This is a genomic window from Arcanobacterium hippocoleae, from assembly GCF_040360365.1.
In the GTDB taxonomy this organism is placed as follows: domain Bacteria; phylum Actinomycetota; class Actinomycetes; order Actinomycetales; family Actinomycetaceae; genus Arcanobacterium_A; species Arcanobacterium_A hippocoleae_A.
This window is the reverse complement of record NZ_CP136412.1, coordinates 1,340,869-1,358,836: the sequence shown is the minus strand read 5'-3', so window position 1 is coordinate 1,358,836 and position 17,968 is coordinate 1,340,869. Positions and strand designations below refer to the sequence as shown.

The following is a 17,968-nucleotide window of genomic DNA, read 5'->3' as shown; positions in this document are numbered from 1 at the left end:
GCCGCATAAAGATAATGATCGCGTCCAGCGAGTTATGTGGTTCGAGCCACCTACTCCGCAAAATGTAAGTGTTGTTTTCTCGAAAGTTATTGCTGGATTGGACACCGAGCTTGCTGGAGCGTCGTTAAAGATTGTTTCTGGTGAGTCTGTTGATGGCGAGATTGTTAAGAAGTGGGAGTCTGGGAGTGAACCGAAGACTTTCGAGCTTGCTCCTGGTATTTATACTCTTGTTGAAGATAAAGCCCCAGGTGGCTATCAAATAGCCCATCCAATTACGTTCCGTGTTGCTCATGAAAGTGCGGAAGAGCTGCTCGAACCGAAACTTGAAATCAAAAAAGACGGAAAATTCGAGTTAATTACCGGGAATACAATTACTATGGCAGATGTCCCAATTCCACAGGGTGAACTGCGTACAACTGTGTCCGCTGACGGTAAGCAGGCATCAGATAAAGCTCCGGTAAACGTTTCTGGGATTAAGGCTACGTCAGTAAATGGTGTTGAGGTTAAAGATAAAGTCACATATTCTAATTTTGCAGCCGATGCTGAGTATATTGTTACTGCAAATCTTTATGAAGTTTCTGCTGGATCTATCTTTGGTGCTCCATTGGCGACACAGCGTGAAAGAAAGATGACTAATTCTAGTGGTAACGGTGAGTGGGAAATTAATTTCGGGCAGGTAAAGAACCTGGAACCGGGTAAGACATATGTCGTGTACGAGAACGCCACCTCAGTCGAGAATGTTCTTGATTTAGACGGTGACAATATCAAGGAAACTACCCAAGTTGCTGTCCATGAGAATCCTGATGATGTATCTCAGACTGTCGTAGTTCAAAATATTCCAGGAGTCAAAATTCCGATTATGGCAACTACTGTCTCAGCTAATGGACAGACTGCTGGATATTACAAGCCGGTAACAATCTTGGCTAAAGATGCCGCCAAACCCGTAAGAGTTACTGATAGTATTACCTATTCCGGTCTTGAAGAAAATGAGAAGTACACAGTTACTGGTCGCTTATTTGAGGTCAAAGATGGTCAAGCTGTTGGTCAGCCAATTAAGACCAAAATTGAAGAAAAGACTGCAGGCAAACATGGATCTGGGAAATGGGTAATTGATTTCGAGTCGATTCAGCTTGAACCAGGCAAGTCTTATGTAGTGTTTGAAACTGCAGTTTCTATAAATGAAGTTATTGACACGAATTTTGATAGCATACCTGACTCAAGACAGTATGCAAGGCATGAAAATGCGAAAGCTCAGAGTCAGACTATTGTTGTCGAAAAGCCACAAGTTTATGCTGTGAAGGTTTCGAAGGTTGATATTGGTGGCGATCCGTTGGCTGGTGCTGATTTAGAGATTCGTAAGGATCGTGCTGATGGTGAGTTGGTTAAGGGTTGGAAGTCTAAGACGGTTGATGAGTCTGTAGAGCTTTTGCCTGGTACGTATGTGTTGGTTGAGACTGCTGCGCCGGAAGGTTTTGACAAGCTTGAGTCGGTATTTACGTTTACGGTTGATTCTGCTGGCGTGGTGAAAGTGACTTCTGCTGTGACTAATGGTGAGGTTCGTGTTGATGGCGGGAAGCTGGTCGTGACGAATTCTCCAACTAAGCCTGCTCCGAAGACTGTGAAGGTTTCGAAGGTTGATATTGGTGGCGATCCGTTGGCTGGTGCTGATTTAGAGATTCGTAAGGATCGTGCTGATGGTGAGTTGGTTAAGGGTTGGAAGTCTAAGACGGTTGATGAGTCTGTAGAGCTTTTGCCTGGTACGTATGTGTTGGTTGAGACTGCTGCGCCGGAAGGTTTTGACAAGCTTGAGTCGGTATTTACGTTTACGGTTGATTCTGCTGGCGTGGTGAAAGTGACTTCTGCTGTGACTAATGGTGAGGTTCGTGTTGATGGCGGGAAGCTGGTCGTGACGAATTCTCCAACTAAGCCTGCTCCGAAGACTGTGAAGGTTTCGAAGGTTGATATTGGTGGCGATCCGTTGGCTGGTGCTGATTTAGAGATTCGTAAGGATCGTGCTGATGGTGAGTTGGTTAAGGGTTGGAAGTCTAAGACGGTTGATGAGTCTGTAGAGCTTTTGCCTGGTACGTATGTGTTGGTTGAGACTGCTGCGCCGGAAGGTTTTGACAAGCTTGAGTCGGTATTTACGTTTACGGTTGATTCTGCTGGCGTGGTGAAAGTGACTTCTGCTGTGACTAATGGTGAGGTTCGTGTTGATGGCGGGAAGCTGGTCGTGACGAATTCTCCAACTAAGCCTGCTCCGAAGACTGTGAAGGTTTCGAAGGTTGATATTGGTGGCGATCCGTTGGCTGGTGCTGATTTAGAGATTCGTAAGGATCGTGCTGATGGTGAGTTGGTTAAGGGTTGGAAGTCTAAGACGGTTGATGAGTCTGTAGAGCTTTTGCCTGGTACGTATGTGTTGGTTGAGACTGCTGCGCCGGAAGGTTTTGACAAGCTTGAGTCGGTATTTACGTTTACGGTTGATTCTGCTGGCGTGGTGAAAGTGACTTCTGCTGTGACTAATGGTGAGGTTCGTGTTGATGGCGGGAAGCTGGTCGTGACGAATTCTCCAACTAAGCCTGCTCCGAAGACTGTGAAGGTTTCGAAGGTTGATATTGGTGGCGATCCGTTGGCTGGTGCTGATTTAGAGATTCGTAAGGATCGTGCTGATGGTGAGTTGGTTAAGGGTTGGAAGTCTAAGACGGTTGATGAGTCTGTAGAGCTTTTGCCTGGTACGTATGTGTTGGTTGAGACTGCTGCGCCGGAAGGTTTTGACAAGCTTGAGTCGGTATTTACGTTTACGGTTGATTCTGCTGGCGTGGTGAAAGTGACTTCTGCTGTGACTAATGGTGAGGTTCGTGTTGATGGCGGGAAGCTGGTCGTGACGAATTCTCCAACTAAGCCTGCTCCGAAGACTGTGAAGGTTTCGAAGGTTGATATTGGTGGCGATCCGGTTGTTGGTGCTCAGATTCAGATTAAGCAAGATGGTCGGGTTGTGAAGGCTTGGGAGTCTACTGATCAGGTTCATCAAGAGTCTTTGCCTGCTGGTGCTTATGTGTTCCATGAGGAGTCTGCTCCTGATGGGTTCCTTACGGTTTCTGATTTTAATTTCACTCTTGGTAAGGATGGCAGTGTTAAAGTTACGAGTGCTGTGACTGATGGTAATGCTGTGGTTAATCCAGATGGTGTATTGGTTGTTACTGATAACAAGGTTCCGGATCCGGTTTTGAAGGTTTCGAAGGTTGATATTGGTGGCGATCCGGTTGTTGGTGCTCAGATTCAGATTAAGCAAGATGGTCGGGTTGTGAAGGCTTGGGAGTCTACTGATCAGGTTCATCAAGAGTCTTTGCCTGCTGGTGCTTATGTGTTCCATGAGGAGTCTGCTCCTGATGGGTTCCTTACGGTTTCTGATTTTAATTTCACTCTTGGTAAGGATGGCAGTGTTAAAGTTACGAGTGCTGTGACTGATGGTAATGCTGTGGTTAATCCAGATGGTGTATTGGTTGTTACTGATAACAAGGTTCCGGATCCGGTTTTGAAGGTTTCGAAGGTTGATATTGGTGGCGATCCGGTTGTTGGTGCTCAGATTCAGATTAAGCAAGATGGTCGGGTTGTGAAGGCTTGGGAGTCTACTGATCAGGTTCATCAAGAGTCTTTGCCTGCTGGTGCTTATGTGTTCCATGAGGAGTCTGCTCCTGATGGGTTCCTTACGGTTTCTGATTTTAATTTCACTCTTGGTAAGGATGGCAGTGTTAAAGTTACGAGTGCTGTGACTGATGGTAATGCTGTGGTTAATCCAGATGGTGTATTGGTTGTTACTGATAACAAGGTTCCGGATCCGGTTTTGAAGGTTTCGAAGGTTGATATTGGTGGCGATCCGGTTGTTGGTGCTCAGATTCAGATTAAGCAAGATGGTCGGGTTGTGAAGGCTTGGGAGTCTACTGATCAGGTTCATCAAGAGTCTTTGCCTGCTGGTGCTTATGTGTTCCATGAGGAGTCTGCTCCTGATGGGTTCCTTACGGTTTCTGATTTTAATTTCACTCTTGGTAAGGATGGCAGTGTTAAAGTTACGAGTGCTGTGACTGATGGTAATGCTGTGGTTAATCCAGATGGTGTATTGGTTGTTACTGATAACAAGGTTCCGGATCCGGTTTTGAAGGTTTCGAAGGTTGATATTGGTGGCGATCCGGTTGTTGGTGCTCAGATTCAGATTAAGCAAGATGGTCGGGTTGTGAAGGCTTGGGAGTCTACTGATCAGGTTCATCAAGAGTCTTTGCCTGCTGGTGCTTATGTGTTCCATGAGGAGTCTGCTCCTGATGGGTTCCTTACGGTTTCTGATTTTAATTTCACTCTTGGTAAGGATGGCAGTGTTAAAGTTACGAGTGCTGTGACTGATGGTAATGCTGTGGTTAATCCAGATGGTGTATTGGTTGTTACTGATAACAAGGTTCCGGATCCGGTTTTGAAGGTTTCGAAGGTTGATATTGGTGGCGATCCGGTTGTTGGTGCTCAGATTCAGATTAAGCAAGATGGTCGGGTTGTGAAGGCTTGGGAGTCTACTGATCAGGTTCATCAAGAGTCTTTGCCTGCTGGTGCTTATGTGTTCCATGAGGAGTCTGCTCCTGATGGGTTCCTTACGGTTTCTGATTTTAATTTCACTCTTGGTAAGGATGGCAGTGTTAAAGTTACGAGTGCTGTGACTGATGGTAATGCTGTGGTTAATCCAGATGGTGTATTGGTTGTTACTGATAACAAGGTTCCGGATCCGGTTTTGAAGGTTTCGAAGGTTGATATTGGTGGCGATCCGGTTGTTGGTGCTCAGATTCAGATTAAGCAAGATGGTCGGGTTGTGAAGGCTTGGGAGTCTACTGATCAGGTTCATCAAGAGTCTTTGCCTGCTGGTGCTTATGTGTTCCATGAGGAGTCTGCTCCTGATGGGTTCCTTACGGTTTCTGATTTTAATTTCACTCTTGGTAAGGATGGCAGTGTTAAAGTTACGAGTGCTGTGACTGATGGTAATGCTGTGGTTAATCCAGATGGTGTATTGGTTGTTACTGATAACAAGGTTCCGGATCCGGTTTTGAAGGTTTCGAAGGTTGATATTGGTGGCGATCCGTTGGCTGGTGCTGATTTAGAGATTCACAAGGATCGTGCTGATGGTGAGTTGGTTAAGGCTTGGAAGTCTAAGACGGTTGATGAATCTGTAGAGCTTTTGCCTGGTACGTATGTGCTGGTTGAGACTGCTGCTCCGGAAGGTTTTGACAAGCTTGAGTCAGTATTCACGTTTACAGTTGATGCTGCTGGTGTGGTGAAAGTGACTTCTGCTGTGACTAATGGTGAGGTTCGTGTTGATGGCGGGAAGCTGGTCGTGACGAATTCTCCAACTAAGCCTGAAACTCCGGAAACGCCGAAGCCAGAAGATCCTGAAGAACCAAATTCAGAAAATCCGAAGGATCCGGAAACGCCGTCGTTAGACGAGATGCCGAAGACTGGTGCGCAGACAGCTGGTTTGCTGGGTGCTGCCGGTATGCTGAGTTTGCTCGGTGTTGGGGTGCTTGTGCTCCGGCGGCGTCAGCGTAATGCATAGCAGCTATAAGCACTAAGTTACCTGATGGGTGCGTGTGGAGGTAGTGTTTTCTAACTTCCATACGCACCCATTTTGGGATCCGTATCCGTATTCATGGCGAACAATTATTTTGCGCTCAAAACATACGCCATGCCCGCGCTTATTTTCTTCCATCCGGTGGCAGAGTGTATGCGGGTTTGTGTAAGTACCTACAGAATTTGTCCAAAGCGACGAAACTGGCGGCAAAATCCATCAAATCTCAGACAACTGGCGACAAAGTCCCTGCAAGGTTACGTAACTGATGGCAAAAAGCCTATGAACACACGTAACTGATGGCGAAATCGACTTTGACGGCTCTTCATATTTTTGTTTGTCTTAGTGGAAGAAAAAACCGGTGACTGTCGGATGGAAAGCGGTGTTTTTGCATAGATCAAGCGTGACCGCTGTGCAAAAACACCGCTTGAAATCGTCCAAACTGAACTCAAATAAACTGAACCCGAATAATAAGGACTTTCCGCATTTTCGCGCTGAGAGATTGCATCCGTCGGCGCTGTAATAAGTAATAACTAGAAGAAACGATAATTAGAAGAACTAGAAGAAAACGAGGAGCGCAGAATAAAGCATGGTCTGCTGAATAGTTTTATAATTAACATTACGCAGCGATAGCGCGGCAACCGCGCAGTGCTAACGCAGTTTAGTGCAGTGGTAGCTCGGTGTGTGAGTCCGGGTTTGGGTCTGTATATGAATCCTGGTTTGTATACGTGGATCCAGATTCGGGTCTGTACACGAGTCCGGGTTTGGGTTTGTACACACCGTTTCCTGCACTATTTTTAATCGAATTTTTCAAAGGTGAAATTAAAATGTTTAAAATTTTACGTAAAATGTGTGCCGTCGGTGCTGGTTTAATATTTCTTCTGCTTCCAACGCAAGCGTTTGCCCATTATGACCGAGCATATTGGCATGAGGAATCTGCTGCATCCCAGTTCATTGAACAATATCAAGATTGGATGATCACGATTCCAGACAACCGTCGGCTAAGTGATATTTCGATTCCCGGCACGCATGACACAATGGCTTACTCGGCAACTTTACCGTTCAAAGATATCGTGCGCACGCAGACAATGAATCTCCGCCAGCAGCTTGATTCTGGAATTCGCTATCTTGACATTCGCCTGAGCCATGAGGGTGATGTTTTCAAAATTTATCATGGCAGTGTTTATCTTGGGGTCTCTTTTAATGATGTGCTTGAAACGATCTCGCAATATTTAACCCAGTTTCCGACGGAGACCATTTTAATGCGCGTGAAACAAGAACATTCGCGTGTACCTGATAAATCCATGTGGGATTTGTTTGCTAAATACGATCAAGCATATCCGGGGCTGTTTTGGAATCGTTCACTTAACAACACTGATAATCCGACGCTTGGGCAGGTGCGGGGAAAAGTAGTGGTTTTATCCGATATTTGGGGACTTTCGCAGGGGATTTCTTATGCAAGACTGCCGAAACAAGACAACTATCATTTGACCACAAATTGGGATTTATACAGCAAATGGTCGGATGTGAAACAAGAAATTTATCGTGCCAATTCAGATCGAAGCGGGAAGATCCATTTGAATCATTTATCTGGATCCGGCGGTGCATTCCCGTATTTCGTGGCTAGCGGACACTCCAATCCGGAAACAAATGCTTCGCGGCTTTCCACCGGATACACCACCCCAGGGTTTAGACACATGTATCCGGATTTTCCAAGAACTGCGGTATTCCTCGGGATTGCAACAATTTCGTTCGAAGGAACAAACACACTCGCCGCTGATTATTTGCAGCAGAATAGTATTTCTCAGGCAGGGGTTGTTATTGCAGACTTCCCAGGAGAACGCCTTATCGACGCTGTTATTCAATGCAACTATCGGTAGCCAGATTCGCGTAACTGGTGTAAATGTGAAGACCGGCTTAGCGGGTGAGATTTTGTAATGACTTGTAATGCTCTTACCTGCTAAGTTTTCGCCAGTGCACCAGCAAAAAAGCAAATGCTGGGAACGCCGCATAAGCGCTTATGCTAATCCAGCCTTGCCTGCAAGTTAGCAAGAAGCGGTATAAACACCAGAAGCGGCATAAACACCGCGCTGATGGTTATGCCGCTTTCCTGGCTGTCAAGACTTCCTAGTTATCACAACCCCGTCGCATTCGCTGCGGGCGAAATTCTAAATATGCCGAGTGTTAATAATGCCGATAAAAGCAGGGTTGTGAGTCTAGTTTTCATTGTTGTTGTCCTTTTTCTTGAATTGCTTTTTGGAACCGGTCGAGGTTGGCGGGGTTGAAACTCCAGATACCGGGGTTGTCTAAATCCACTACCCAAGTTTTTCGTTTACCGCCGTCCATCCAGCTCAAAGTGGCTATTCGCCAATTGCGGTCTATTGTTACGGGAAGAGCTTGTTCCCACGGAATAATCTGGATGTATTTGTCATCAAGATCCGCAAACTGCGTGTTGCTTACCTGAAAGTATGGATTAGCGATAAACAGCCCCTGATCAGTAGCGGCAACAACACGAATCACTGCGCCATCCATTGCGTAATACAGATTTGAGGCAAGCAGCTTCAGGAGACCTTTCCACCACGAGTTATGACGGCGAGCCACTACATACGTTTGACCAGTATCGATACCGCGTTTTTCAGCAGTGCTTCGATATGTGTTTGCCGTATCTCAGAAAATACTCCCATAGTATTTCTCGCTTTCTTGTTGGTGTAACTCTCAAAAGCTTATTCAGAGAGTTCTTATTGAACATATCAAATGAAAGTATCTTGGCAACCCTGACAAATGTCGGTATCCTACCCTGACAAATATCGGTATCTGGAAGCAGGAGTGTTTGCTAATCTGAGAATGCTATCTAGCTGCACTATGGTTGCTGCACTGTCGTTATTGCTGCTGTATGAACGGATCGGATGTAGAGAATATGGTTGTTTTAACACGTCTAAGGAAAATTGCGGTATCAGCATTGACTGCTTCTGCTGTACTGATAATGCCCGCACCTGTACTGCCGGTTACAGCTGAGCGAAGCGTACCGGCTAGTCAAATATCCGAGACAGCTCTGCCGGAAAGTATGGACCTGCTATGTATAATCCTGCCATTCATGCCAATATGTAAGCATGGAGAGTCTTAAACCGGCCCAATAGCCGATGACTGTAAAAATACTGCTTCCGATACGGCGAGATATCTCAATACTGATACCAATATATCGATGTGTATATTTTGTGTGCGCTGGCATTATCCTGCTCTTTGAGCTGCTTGTAACACTTGAAAGCGTGAGTTTCAGCAGCTCGCAGTTATTGCTGTTGCTGGTGTTTGCAGGCGTTTTGATTGCTGCAGGTTTTGTGCGTCCATGCGAAATTGTGTACACGGTCTTGTATATAGTGCTGTATTTGACGCCGTTTGGCAATATGCTTAATTTCCACGTCTTTGGCGTATATCTTGTATGCGTAATCTGGTGGATGCGCGGCTGGTTTCTTCCTGCGGCAAGTGCTTTGTTGATGTGCGAAATTGTGCATCTTGTGACGAGTGATGATTTTGCCAGGCAAGCATTGGGATCTTTGATTGTACTAGTTATTGTTGCGTCAATAGGTGCTGCATTGCGTGTGTTAGAAACCCGTTTACGTACCGCAGCTGCGGATTTGAATCGCGCTGAGGAATCCAGTGCGCGAATCCGTTCAGAATTGGCAGTCCAACTGCATGACACAATCGCGAAAGATTTATCTCAAGTGGCAATCACGGCGCAAAAATCGCTTTGGGGCATCCTGAACTGCAAGATGAGTTAAGCCCGCTAGCGCAGATGGCGCAAACTGCTTCACGGCGGATTCGTCCGATGATTCTGAATCTTGATTCGCGCGAATCTCATCCAAGCCTCGATGAAGCCATTAGCATGTCCGCAACTATGCTCACCACCCGCAACATTACACTCAATGTTGAAGCTGATACCTTCCTTGATCAGCGCCTTGACCGTCACAGTATTATACTGGCCTCGTTGTTTATTCGCGAAGCTGCCGCAAACGCTCTCAAATACGCGCCAGACTCAAGCACGGTAGACCTCATTGTGGAAGAAGATTCCCGTATCCTGCGCTTAACGATGCGTAACGACATTATAAAACGCGACCATATTTCAGGTATTACCGGTGGTTTCGGGCTGGTAAATCTCCAGCAGCGATTCCAATCCAGCGGCGCAGAATTAACGTTTTTCGGTGACAACGACGAGTGGATAATTATCGCTGCCATCGCGCAAGGAGAAGAATTATGAGCGGCGCAATTAACCTGCTGATAGCTGACGACGATCCAATTGTTCGTGATGGGCTGGCTGCTATTTTTAATTATCAAGACGGGATTACTGTAAGCGCTACTGCCGCTAACGGGGTAGAAGCTCTCGCTGCTGTTGAACGCAACCTCGTAGATGTGGCGCTTATCGACGTGGATATGCCGGTATTGGATGGAATAGCTGTTGCAAAAATATTAGGGCGCGACTATCCGTACATCGCCGTCGTTATGCTTACCGCTTTTGAACATGAAGAATCGTTGGCGCAATCTCTTGCGGCGAATGTGAAGGTTTCCTCACTAAAGACATTTCTGGAGAACAGCTTGCCCTGTTGATTAAGCAAGTTTACACCGGTATTAATGTTATGAGTCCCAGACCTGCGCAACTAGTCGCAGACATCTATCTGAAAGCGCAGATTAATCACGAAAACTATCAGGATTTTATCGACGCAGTAGAGCAGCTTCCATCCCATCTGCGAATCGTATTTGACCGAATTATCAAAGCGAAAACAAACAAAACCATCGCCGGAGAACTCGGCTTGAGCGAAACAACCATCCGCTCATATGTTAGCGATATATTCAGCGCCACCGGCTTCAGCAGCAGGGCGGAACTTACAGTTACCGCAATCAAAGCCGGATACTAACTAGGGCTGTTCACCGATAGGAGCGCAATAATCTTCTTTCTCTTTATAACGGCGACGGCAGGAGCCTGCAGCAGCTGCCGCGGCACCTCTTACCGCCCTAAAGAGTGCGGATGGTGAGCTGTGTTAATTTTCTTAAGTTCTTCTAAAGAACATTTTGGCTGCCGATCGTAGTTCAATAGTCCATTCTTTTCCTGTTCAACGTCCGTCAACTGGGTATAGCAAAATCCCCAAAGACTTTGCGAGGAATAAATCGCCCCAATAAGCCGCCGATATTCTTCCAAGAATGCTTCCGCTGTTGCCACTGTTGTATATCCCCAACCGTCCGTATCCTCGGCAGAAGCAATTCCGCCGCATTCGCTCAGAATAATCGGCTGCCCCATATAGCTGAATCCGGAAGCAAAAATTTCACGGCCATTAAGCGAATAATTAACGAGCGCATGCGCATCAGAGATTGAGTGCGCAAACTCCGCATACTGCTTTATGTCTCCCACTTCCCCGTGGCAATAATTATGAACCGCACAAATATCCGTCACTGTCTGCTCCCAGCCGTCGTTAGAATCAACAAGCCTGGTGGAGTCAAGCGATTTCACCAGATGATAGAGAGCCTGCGAATAATGCTGCTGGCTGGAACTGTTATTTATCGACGGAACTCCCCAACTTTCGTTAAGCGGAACCCAGACGATGATTGACGGGTGTGATTTATCGCGTTGAATGATTTCCGTCCATTCCTGACTGACACGCTGTACAGAACGCGGAGAAAACAGGGGAGCTGAAGATCCTTCTTCCCACACTAAAAACCCGAGAGTATCAGCCCAGTAAAGAAAGCGCGGATCTTCGAGTTTCTGATGTTTCCTGCAGCCATTAAATCCCATTGCTTTCGCGAGTTCAATATCTTTCCGATAATCATCATCATGAGCGGCTGTTAACAAACCCTGCGGCCAATATCCCTGATCTAACACGAGTTTTTGATAGTAAGGACGGTTATTGAGATAAATCATGCCGTTTTTTGCTTCAATTTTCCGCAGACCAAAATAGGTATGTACAGTATCAATAATGTTTTGTGATTCGCCGTCGGTTAATTCAAGAGTGACCTCGAAAAGATTTGGGTATTCCGGACTCCACAGATAGTTTCCTTCGCCATGCACCCCAAGATTAAAGACATGTTCTTGAGCATAATCAATCTGCCAGCGCAGACTTGAAGCAGAATCGGGCCATGTTAGAACGCCTTGGGCGACGAAAATATCTTTTTCCTGACGGTGTAGCGTAAATTATCGCCTGCTCGTGCAGATTCGCTCACTACCTCCATTTCAACGTATCCGCGGTCAATATCGCATTGGAAATCAGCTGAATCTATATGTTTCTTGTGAACTATTTCAATCCACACAGTTTGCCAAATTCCCGTGCTGCGGGTGTACCAAATCCCATCTGATTTAGTTTGCCAAAACTGCTTGCCGCGCGGAAGAGTCTCATCATCTAATCTGTCTGCAATTCGGACTGTAAGAATTTGGGAATTGTTATCCGATATGCCAGATAAATATGGGGTGATATTTGCGGAAAAAGGAGTTTCTCCGCCATGATGTTCAGCCGCCATATGGCCGTTGATAAATACTTGAGTGTGATAGTCTGCCGCGCCGAAATGCAGCAAGACAATCTCTGTATCGTCAATATGCGGGCAGGTAAATTCGCGTTTGTACCACACTGTATCGTGGCGGTCTTGATTGTTGATTCCGCTCAGCGGAGACTCGTAAACGAATGGAACATTAATCCGCAGCGGAAAATCTACTGAACCGGTATACCATTTGTTTGTCAATCCAATATTGCCGTCGTCAAATGCGAAATGCCATTGGCCGTTGAGATTAATCCAGTTGCCGCGGCGAAATCGGGGGCGCGGATATTCATTACGTTTCATAAAATAACCTTCTTTGTAGTTTCGCTGGTATCCAATGCCGGATAAGGGCGGGGGCGGAGAATGAGTAAGTGCGTCGGATTTTTATTTAATTCCGCTGGTAAGCGCCAGTGCCTGCATGAAATATTTTTGGGCAAAAATGAACATGAGAAACATCGGAACTAGCGCAATTATGGCGCCCGCTATTGCGATGCCGGGGAATGTTTCATATTGCCCTTGTAAAAGCTGTAATCCGGGAGTGATCGGCATAGTATTTACGTCTGTCATCACGATGGACGGCCAGAGGAAATCATTCCATGCTCCTGTGAACGTAAAAGAGCCACAACCGTTAAAGCCGGTTTAATCAAAGGGAGAATAATTCTGGTAAAAATTTGCCAATGATTCGCGCCGTCAACGCGGGCAGCTTCATCAAGTTCCAACGGAATTCCTTTGACGAACTGCTGCACAAGAAAAATGTTGTAAACCCCGGCCGCTCCTGGAATAACGACGGCGAGCGGGGTATTTATCCAGCCGAGCATATCCACGATTTTATAGTTTGGAATAAGGTTCAAAACGGTTGGAAACATCATGGTTCCGAGTAAAAATGTGAATAAAGCATCTCGTCCGCGAAACTGTAATCTGGTGTAGCCGTAAGATGCGAGCGCAACTAAAACCGTCACGAGAATTGTTTGCCCGGAAGCGATGATAAATGAATTAACAAACCAGCGCAGCACTGGTGTCTGTTCACTATTATTTAGCAGAATTGAAAAATTTTCGGCAGACCATTGCTGGGGAGAAGCTGAAAATCAGAAGTTGCAATCTCGTTATTTGATTTGAAAGCCGTGAAAAATGCCCACACAAGCGGGAAAATCCACAGTATGCCAAGAAATATAAGAAGTATTAGCGCAAGGATGCGAGCTGCCGGATTTTTCTTTATGCTAATCATTTTTTAATCACCTTTCCGCCTGAGAATTGCAAATTGGATTGCTGAGACTGCAATGATGAACGCTCCTAAAATGACGGCCATTGCGCAGCTCATTCCGGCTGCCGGAATCCCTGCTCCAAAAGCATTTTCCTGAATATTCATCAGCAAAACTTTTGTTGAATTGTTAGGTCCTCCCGCTGTGAACATCAGCGGTTGGCCATAGACGTTAAACTGGGCGATAACTGTCGTTACAATCGTGAAAAACAGCGGAAAACGAATAGCGGGAATCTGGACGTGCCAAAACGTTTGCCGCGAATTTGCTCCATCCAAGAGGGCTGCCTCGATATGTTCTCGCGGTACACTTCCGAAAGCAGCCGCATAAATAATGAGGTTTTGGCCGATACACCACCACACTGTAATTCCGATAATAGCTGCCCACGCCCAGGGCTGCGTGGAAGAAATATTGATACTAAGCCCGAACCATGCCGGAAGCGGTCCGTAAGAAAGGCTGAGCAAGAATACCCATATCAGCATGACGGCAGATACGGCGAACAGAGTTGGAAGATAGAAAATTGCCTGGAAAAATTTTTGGATCCGGGATACTTTTTGCAGGAGTGCTGCGATAAACAGTGGAATAGCAATACACAACGGCACTGTGAGTGCGGCGAAAAATACTGTGGCGCCCAGACCGCTGACAAGCTGCTGGTGATAGATGGAATCGGTGTCGAAAAGCAGCTCGTGAAAATTAGCAAACCCAACCCATTGCGGAGTGTCGAACAAGGTCCATCGGGTAAAAGAAATATAAATTCCGAAGAGAGCCGGAATGAGGAAGAAAAGTACGAAAATAATTGCGTGCGGCCCTACAAAGAGAGCCGGCCACAGTGTCGGACGATACCCCGAACGCCGCAGCTTTTTCTTTTTCATTGGTGAATTCATCTCCGTACCTGCCTGTTTTTCCGATTTAAGTGACTTTTATTTGTTTCAATCTCGAAAGTTTTCTGATTGCATTGCCGGTATCTGCGCTCTTCCGTTTCTTATATTTTTCGGTGTTCTTACATTGCTTACGGCTCTTACCTCTCGTGTATCTCTTGCGCCGGCGATTTTAAGTTCATGCGAGTTTTGCGGGGCAAGCGAATTTACCGCGGATGCGCCTGCAAAACCCGCATTTTTTAAAGGAGAAAATCGAAAGGGAATAATGAATTGAAAGGAACACAAAGGAGCGTTGGGAAACTACTGCTGCAGTTTCTGCTCGACAGTTTTCTGGATAGTTTTCAGCGTTTTGGCAATATCTGCTTTTCCGTCGATCATATCCCAGCTTCGAGCATCGATTTCTGTATTCACATAGCTCAGCCCGGGAGTGGTGATAATACTGATTGCGTTAAACATTTTGGGGTCTTTCAACAGAAAAGACTGCGGCATCCGGGAGTATTCTTCATTCTCCAGCATTGCAACAGCTGAGGGATTTGCTCCGGATTTCAACATTTCCAGCTGATTGCTTTGCAGCCATTCCATCAGGTTTGCCATGCTTTTCAGTTTCTCTGCGGGGCGTTCCTGCGCAGATTTAATCACCACGTATTGATCTGTGCCTGAGGCTTGCACAAGATTATTTATATCCCACTGCGGTACGAGAGATTCACCCCATTCAAATTTTGCTTTTTTGAAAGTATTCAGCATCCATGTTCCTTGCGGAATAACCATTAGTTTGCCGTTTAAGAATTCCTTGTCGGCATCTTTGCCGTGCGGAACCATGTATCCGCCGCGGTTCAGCTGCTGAAGCTTTTTAAATACTGCTGTTGAAATGTTATTGGCGACGGAAATATTTCCTTGATCGTTTTGCCATTTTCCGCCCATTTGCAGATAGAGATTATCGTAATTCTGGAACGGCCAGGCATTTGCGTAAACGTAAACCCCATCTGCTTTCGCTTTCGGTGCGGCGGTGTCAATCTCGTCGAAAGTTATGATTCCGTCGTCTAAAGCTCCAGGAACGTATTTGTCTATGAGCTTCTTGTTGTAATAGGAAATCCATGTGGGCATAGTTCCGGGAATTCCATAGCGTTCACCAGCAATTTCTCCGACTTTCCATGCTGCTGGTACGTATGCGTCTGCGGTTACTTTCGTTCCGTGCAAAGATTCTCCCCACGGAACCAGGATTCCTTGGGCTTGCCAGGTGGGAACTTCTTCCGAAGCGACTACTGCAATATCCGGCACGTCTTTGCTGCTTCGTGCGGCGGTTGCGAGTTTGGCATTGAAGGTTTCTTTCTTCATCGAAATCATCTTCACTTTATATTGCGGGTTAGCAGCGTTGTAGGCTTTGAAAGTTGCCTGCTGCGCTTCAGCGTCAGGGCCTGATGTTTGTGTCCAGATAATGATTTCTGCGATATCGGCGTTTGACGACGGTTGTGCCCCGCAAGCCGCCAATCCGAGAGCCAGCACTCCTGCTGTGCATCGGAGTGCAAATTTTTAATTTCCTGATACATTTCTTCTCCGTTGAATCGATGCGGAATGTGTAGTGGGTGTGCGATGTGCCTTGCAAGGCTTTCACATATTGAAATTGTTTCACTCTTATGTGTACTAAACAATGGATATTTGCCGGATATATGTGCAATTTTCTGCAAATATTGATAGATAGTTGCTTGTATCACGTAAGATAGTTGCGTGAGTTAGCAACTAGATTTATGTGGTGGCTGCGAATCTTAAACGCGGCAGTTGCAGGCTGCGCCGACTGGAGAGTCTGCCGATTGGCGGGCCGGGCAGTCTGAAAAGCAAAGTTTTTCGGCGGTGAAACTTTTTCACCGGCGCGAACAGAAACTGCCGCCAATAAAAATTATCACCAGTATGGAGACAGCATGGAATTGAGCTTTGACGAAAAATCGCTGAATGTTTACAAGGCTTTAGCGTCCCAGCCGCGGCTTGATATTTTGACATCGCTTGCAGCTGGATCCCTGACGGCTACCGAGCTTTCATGCAAGCTGCATTTAAGTAAAGCTGTGATGTCGCGCCATTTAGCTCAACTCGAAGAAAGCGGTCTGATTCGGGAAGATCGGAGCGGGGATGATTCAGATTTACGGCGGCGATATTATTCAATGAATGTGGATCGTGCGGAAATAATTTTCCCGCGGAAAATATATGTGCCTTTTGAATCTGTACGGCAAGAAATCCCCGTCGGATTTTATTCTGATTTTCATGTGGAGCCAACATGCGGGCTGCTGACGGAGAAGAGGATTATTGGAAAAATTGATGAGCCGCGCTCGTTTGGAGAAAATGAGCGCGTTCACGCATCGCTTTTATGGTTTAACGACGGTTTTGTGGAATACCGTATTCCGAATCCGATTAATCCGGGTTTTCGCCCGGAAATGCTTGAAATATCAGTGGAGCTATCGAGTGAATTTCCGGAATCAAATAATGAATGGAAAAGCGATATTGCTTTTAGCGTGAACGGTGTGGACGCTGCCGCGTGGACGTGCCCGGGAAATTTTTCTGATGTTCGCGGCAGGCTCACCCCAGATTGGTGGAGTGAAAATTTCAGTCAGTACGGGTTGCTGAAACATGTTCGGATTAATAAGAAAGGTACGGGTGTGGATGGTGAGGAAGTGTCGTTAGTGACTATTGACGATTTACATCTTGAAAAATCGCCTTTCATTAATCTTCGGATCGGTGTAGCGCCAAAAGCACGAAACAATGGCGGAGTGACGATTTTCGGCAAAAATTCGGCAATCATCCGCAAGACGTCGTCGTCACGCTCTATTATTCGCATACACCGGGCGGGGAAAAGCAGCCTGATTTTTACGCTTGATTCTTTCGTTGTGATTGGTTGTATTCTCGGATTGATTCACGCTTTCTGTGTTTATCCGAATATACGGTGGAGAATTTGGTTGCGGCAATGCTGGTTCCTTCCGGGAATGATGCTGCCTATGTGTTGGCTGATTTTGTGGCTTCCCGAGCGCATCCTGAAGTTTCAGACACGGCACAGCGCATAGATTTTTCCTTGAAGATTTGAATGAATTTGTGCAGGTGCAGGGATGGAATGCGGCAAAAATTCACGATCCAAGCGGTTATGATTTTATCGGTTCCGCATCCGTCGTAGATTTGGGAAGCGTGTGTGAGAAACTTCTGAAACAGCAATGGATCCGCAATATTGTTTCCCAATCTTCCTACACTGCCGTGCTGCCTGGCGGAGAGAGCCAAACCTGGGCAAACACGAACAAGTTTCTCGACCCGGAAAGCGGATTTTTCAACCCCGGTGTACGCGGAGTGAAAAATGGTTCCCTCGGATCGGACTATAACCTCATCGTGTTATATTCCGTCGGAGCGGAAGAATTTCTCGTAGTGTCAATTGGTTCAAAATCGGATACATTCCGTTACAGCGATATTTCCAATGTCTTAAAAGATCTCGGCGGTAACTATTAACCGACTATCAACTAACTATTAACTGTGCAGCGAATCGATACAGGCTATCTGTAATTTCAGCACAAAATCAGCAAAATATGCCACAAAATCGCTGTACAAAATCAGATTATAGGACTATAGTACCTATATGTATGCTTTAATGTGTGTCGCTGTACGGCGTTGCAAGCCGGGCACAGCGGTTCGCACCCGGCATACTGTGCCCCCAACCAGTAGCAACAGCACACAGCAGAGCAAGTTTCACATTTGAT

Annotated in this window: 16 protein-coding genes; 8 read left to right on the top strand and 8 right to left on the bottom strand. The window is 46.2% G+C overall.

Features of this window, described 5'->3' with window-relative positions:
- Window positions 1-34: 34 nt before the first annotated feature.
- Window positions 35-5,584: a SpaA isopeptide-forming pilin-related protein gene (locus tag RQN30_RS07010; protein WP_353059861.1), complete on the top strand. Its 5,550-nt coding sequence runs from the start codon at window positions 35-37 to the stop codon at window positions 5,582-5,584.
- An 839-nt stretch (window positions 5,585-6,423) separates the two neighbouring features.
- A complete protein-coding gene (locus tag RQN30_RS07005; protein WP_353059860.1) occupies window positions 6,424-7,476 on the top strand; it encodes a phosphatidylinositol-specific phospholipase C in 1,053 nt (350 codons plus the stop codon).
- A 343-nt stretch (window positions 7,477-7,819) separates the two neighbouring features.
- Here the strand turns inward: RQN30_RS07005 and RQN30_RS07000 are convergent, their stop codons facing one another.
- Window positions 7,820-8,197: a hypothetical protein gene (locus RQN30_RS07000; RefSeq protein WP_353059859.1), complete on the bottom strand. Its 378-nt coding sequence runs from the start codon at window positions 8,195-8,197 to the stop codon at window positions 7,820-7,822.
- 695 nt (window positions 8,198-8,892) lie between these two features.
- Between RQN30_RS07000 and RQN30_RS06995 the strand changes: the two genes are divergently transcribed.
- Genes RQN30_RS06995 through RQN30_RS06980 form a run of 4 tightly spaced genes read left to right on the top strand, consistent with a single transcriptional unit; the run spans window position 8,893 to window position 10,503 of the window.
- On the top strand, window positions 8,893-9,372 hold the full coding sequence (locus tag RQN30_RS06995; protein ID WP_353059858.1) for a hypothetical protein: 480 nt from the start codon (window positions 8,893-8,895) through the stop codon (window positions 9,370-9,372).
- Window positions 9,342-9,848 carry a sensor histidine kinase gene (locus tag RQN30_RS06990; RefSeq protein WP_353059857.1) on the top strand — a complete coding sequence of 169 codons (507 nt, stop codon included), beginning with the start codon at window positions 9,342-9,344 and terminating at the stop codon, window positions 9,846-9,848. Before RQN30_RS06995 ends, RQN30_RS06990 begins: the two co-directional genes overlap by 31 nt.
- Window positions 9,845-10,195 carry a response regulator transcription factor gene (locus RQN30_RS06985; protein WP_353059856.1) on the top strand — a complete coding sequence of 117 codons (351 nt, stop codon included), beginning with the start codon at window positions 9,845-9,847 and terminating at the stop codon, window positions 10,193-10,195. The genes RQN30_RS06990 and RQN30_RS06985 overlap by 4 nt, the downstream gene beginning before the upstream one ends.
- Window positions 10,192-10,503 (top strand): response regulator transcription factor, encoded by a 312-nt coding sequence (locus RQN30_RS06980; RefSeq protein WP_353059855.1) that lies wholly within the window; start codon window positions 10,192-10,194, stop codon window positions 10,501-10,503. The genes RQN30_RS06985 and RQN30_RS06980 overlap by 4 nt, the downstream gene beginning before the upstream one ends.
- 89 nt (window positions 10,504-10,592) lie before the next feature.
- Here the strand turns inward: RQN30_RS06980 and RQN30_RS06975 are convergent, their stop codons facing one another.
- From RQN30_RS06975 to RQN30_RS06945, 7 genes are all read right to left on the bottom strand, one after another.
- Window positions 10,593-11,648 carry a glycoside hydrolase family 2 TIM barrel-domain containing protein gene (locus RQN30_RS06975; RefSeq protein ID WP_353059854.1) on the bottom strand — a complete coding sequence of 352 codons (1,056 nt, stop codon included), beginning with the start codon at window positions 11,646-11,648 and terminating at the stop codon, window positions 10,593-10,595.
- A gap of 71 nt (window positions 11,649-11,719) precedes the next feature.
- Window positions 11,720-12,412, bottom strand: a complete 693-nt coding sequence (locus RQN30_RS06970) for a sugar-binding domain-containing protein (protein ID WP_353059853.1) — start codon at window positions 12,410-12,412, stop codon at window positions 11,720-11,722.
- Between the two features lie 81 nt (window positions 12,413-12,493).
- A complete protein-coding gene (locus RQN30_RS06965; protein WP_353059852.1) occupies window positions 12,494-12,676 on the bottom strand; it encodes an ABC transporter permease family protein in 183 nt (60 codons plus the stop codon).
- Window positions 12,676-13,068, bottom strand: coding sequence for a carbohydrate ABC transporter permease (locus RQN30_RS06960; RefSeq protein ID WP_353059851.1), 393 nt, complete (start codon window positions 13,066-13,068; stop codon window positions 12,676-12,678). Before RQN30_RS06960 ends, RQN30_RS06965 begins: the two co-directional genes overlap by 1 nt.
- Window positions 13,069-13,142: 74 nt before the next feature.
- Complete coding sequence (locus RQN30_RS06955) at window positions 13,143-13,334, bottom strand: hypothetical protein (RefSeq protein WP_353059850.1); 192 nt, start codon at window positions 13,332-13,334, stop codon at window positions 13,143-13,145.
- Between the two features lie 3 nt (window positions 13,335-13,337).
- Window positions 13,338-14,249 carry a carbohydrate ABC transporter permease gene (locus tag RQN30_RS06950; protein WP_353059849.1) on the bottom strand — a complete coding sequence of 304 codons (912 nt, stop codon included), beginning with the start codon at window positions 14,247-14,249 and terminating at the stop codon, window positions 13,338-13,340.
- 294 nt (window positions 14,250-14,543) lie between these two features.
- Window positions 14,544-15,746, bottom strand: coding sequence for an ABC transporter substrate-binding protein (locus tag RQN30_RS06945; protein WP_353059848.1), 1,203 nt, complete (start codon window positions 15,744-15,746; stop codon window positions 14,544-14,546).
- Window positions 15,747-16,159: 413 nt separating this feature from the next.
- On the opposite strand from RQN30_RS06945, the gene RQN30_RS06940 reads away from it, so the two are divergent.
- Together RQN30_RS06940 and RQN30_RS06935 are read left to right on the top strand one after the other, a co-directional pair.
- Window positions 16,160-17,290: an ArsR/SmtB family transcription factor gene (locus RQN30_RS06940; RefSeq protein WP_353059847.1), complete on the top strand. Its 1,131-nt coding sequence runs from the start codon at window positions 16,160-16,162 to the stop codon at window positions 17,288-17,290.
- Window positions 17,291-17,306: 16 nt separating this feature from the next.
- Complete coding sequence (locus RQN30_RS06935; RefSeq protein ID WP_353059846.1) at window positions 17,307-17,720, top strand: hypothetical protein; 414 nt, start codon at window positions 17,307-17,309, stop codon at window positions 17,718-17,720.
- The last annotated feature ends 248 nt before the right edge of the window (window positions 17,721-17,968 follow it).

Coding starts and splice junctions, on each gene's coding strand:
- RQN30_RS07010 (WP_353059861.1), top strand. CDS start 35: ATGTGGTTCGAGCCACCTACTCCGCAAAATGTAAGTGTTGTTTTCTCG.
- RQN30_RS06940 (WP_353059847.1), top strand. CDS start 16,160: ATGGAATTGAGCTTTGACGAAAAATCGCTGAATGTTTACAAGGCTTTA.
- RQN30_RS06965 (WP_353059852.1), bottom strand. CDS start 12,676: ATGACAGACGTAAATACTATGCCGATCACTCCCGGATTACAGCTTTTA.
- RQN30_RS07005 (WP_353059860.1), top strand. CDS start 6,424: ATGTTTAAAATTTTACGTAAAATGTGTGCCGTCGGTGCTGGTTTAATA.
- RQN30_RS06970 (WP_353059853.1), bottom strand. CDS start 12,412: ATGAAACGTAATGAATATCCGCGCCCCCGATTTCGCCGCGGCAACTGG.
- RQN30_RS06950 (WP_353059849.1), bottom strand. CDS start 14,249: ATGAATTCACCAATGAAAAAGAAAAAGCTGCGGCGTTCGGGGTATCGT.
- RQN30_RS06955 (WP_353059850.1), bottom strand. CDS start 13,334: ATGATTAGCATAAAGAAAAATCCGGCAGCTCGCATCCTTGCGCTAATA.
- RQN30_RS06985 (WP_353059856.1), top strand. CDS start 9,845: ATGAGCGGCGCAATTAACCTGCTGATAGCTGACGACGATCCAATTGTT.